The organism is Pedobacter sp. (genome assembly GCF_045627485.1).
Classification (GTDB): Bacteria; Bacteroidota; Bacteroidia; order Sphingobacteriales; family Sphingobacteriaceae; genus Pedobacter.
In genome coordinates, this window is sequence record NZ_JAZQNU010000062.1 from 1 (window position 1) to 2,312 (window position 2,312).

The 2,312-nt window shown below is 42.3% G+C and carries 2 protein-coding genes; both read left to right on the top strand.

From position 1 onward, the window contains the following. The first annotated feature begins 454 nt into the window (after nt 1–454). Nucleotides 455–1,642 carry an ATP-binding protein gene (locus ACR2F3_RS04675; RefSeq protein WP_432708818.1) on the top strand — a complete coding sequence of 396 codons (1,188 nt, stop codon included), beginning with the start codon at nt 455–457 and terminating at the stop codon, nt 1,640–1,642. 292 nt (nt 1,643–1,934) lie between these two features. Then, the coding region (locus tag ACR2F3_RS04680) for a hypothetical protein (RefSeq protein ID WP_432708819.1) at nt 1,935–2,312 on the top strand (378 nt) is incomplete at its 3' end.

Genomic DNA, 2,312 nt, shown 5'->3' on the forward strand with positions numbered 1-2,312 from the left:
GCTTATAACTCTCCCCCTTTGGGGGAGCAGGAGGGGGCTTCCTTTAACCTCATAACCTCATAACCTCACAACCGTAAAACCGCAAAACCGTATAACCGTATAACCGCAAAACCGTATAACCTCAAAACCAGGAGTTAAGGAGTCAAGGAGTCAAGGAGTCAAGGAGTTAAGAAGGTTACGGGTTACGGGTTAAAAGGTTACAGCGGCTTTTCCCTTCCCTTTGGGAGGGGTTAGGGGTAGGCTTCTACAACCGTATAACCGTAAAACCGTATAACCGTAAAACCTTACAACCGATAAGTGAGCAAGTTAGGAACTTGCGAAAGTTGAATAAAATATTTCACTGGTCTTCTTGCAGATATGAGAAAAATGTTGTACATTTGCAGCAAGATTTGAGTAATTTGTTTAGCAGAATTGAGTAAAATGTTTTATAGAATTGAGTAATTTGTAGTTTCCAATGTATATTCGTCCATATTATACTATTGTTCGTGAACGCTTGTTAGAGCCGAAAAACAAAATGCAGGTGATTGCGGGTCCTCGCCAAGTAGGTAAATCAACATTGGTGGAGCAGGTGTGCCAGTCTCTGGAACTTCCCAGTTTTATTTTTAATGCTGATGCCATCCCTGCAGATGATAATGATTGGATTCGTCGTGTGTGGGAATCGGTTCGTATTCAAGTTCGCAACCAATCACTCTCGGAAGCGATATTGGTTATCGATGAGATCCAAAAACTTAAGCAGTGGAGCGAAGTTGTTAAACGGGAATGGGATGCTGATATTCGGAATAAGGTACCCATTAAGGTTCTGTTGTTAGGTTCATCGCGCCTTTTACTTCGTAAGGGGCTTACTGAGTCATTGGCAGGCCGATATGAACTGATTCGAATGGGACACTGGTCCTATCCTGAAATGCGGGATGCTTTTGGTTTTACGTTAGAGCAATGGATATATTTTGGTGGTTATCCCGGTGCCGCTGATTATATTGCCGATATGCGTAGATGGAAAAAGTATATAAAAGATTCATTGGTGGCACCAGCTATAGAAAAAGATGTTATCATGACGAGCAATATTTATAAGCCGACATTGATGAAACAACTCTTTGAATTGGGTTGCTCTTATTCGTCTGAACAGATTTCTCTGACAAAACTATTGGGGCAGTTACAAGATGCAGGTAATGTTACCACATTATCGTCTTATCTGGAGGTCTTGAGGCAGTGCAATCTTTTGACGGGTTTGCATAAATATGCATTCGACGAAGCCCGGAAACGCCAATCCATACCCAAAATATTGACGTATAATAATGCGCTTATGACCGCATACCGAGGTAAAGGATTGGAGCGAGACATGGCCGACCCGATGGTGTGGGGACGATGGACCGAATCGGCTGTCGGTGCATATCTGTTAGACTTTGCAGAAGAGCAGGATGCACACGTGTATTACTGGCGGGATCGCAATGATGAGGTAGATTTCATCGTGGAATGTCAAGGTGATGTGGTGGCGATAGAAGTAAAAAGTGGCCGACGGGGAATGAATAGTGGTTTGCCGGAATTTGTACGTCGTTACCATCCGCATCGCTCTTTTGTTGCCGGGACGGATGGCATTCCGTTTGCAACGTTCTTTCAAATGGATCTGGCCACATTGTTTGAATAGCAGAAACAAACGAATAATTCAACTTTCGCATGTATTTTAAAACATTAATGACCATTAATCTAAACATTAATCAGACATTCTTCGGGCACTACGGCCACTCAGGCAAGCAAGCTCGGAGTTATATTATTAAGGGCTGATGGCAATGTTTATAGCAAAAATCATAGTCAATGATTATTAATGTCTGATTAATGTTTTAATTAATGTCTGATTAATGTTAAAATAAAACAATACAAATCAACGGTATACGAACTTGAGAAACTTGAACAGTAATAACAAATAAAAACTCAGAAATATGAAACGAAACTTCTTCAGACTTTTACTATCTGCAGTACTGATGATGTGCTGCATGAGTGCTTGGGCTGGTGGTGACTGGACAATCATCGAACAGCCTACCTGCAGCAAGTATGGAACAATGCAGAACCCTGAAAATACAGACGAACTGCGCCTTGTGCCTAAACTCGCGCATCATTTTGGTGACGATGGCAAATGTACCGTCTGCGGTCATGACGCACCAACAAAGTACAACGGCACTCCTGCCGAAAGCCTTGTTACCATTACGGAAAGCAACTATGCCGATTATGGCCTTACGGAAACGAACAAGGACTGCGTGATGGGCTGGACTGTAATCACCACGGCAGAGGAGTTTATGAGGTATATAAATAGTGACTAT

Excerpts from the sequence above, each read along its gene's own strand:
- ACR2F3_RS04675 (WP_432708818.1), top strand. The coding sequence starts at position 455 with ATGTATATTCGTCCATATTATACTATTGTTCGTGAACGCTTGTTAGAG.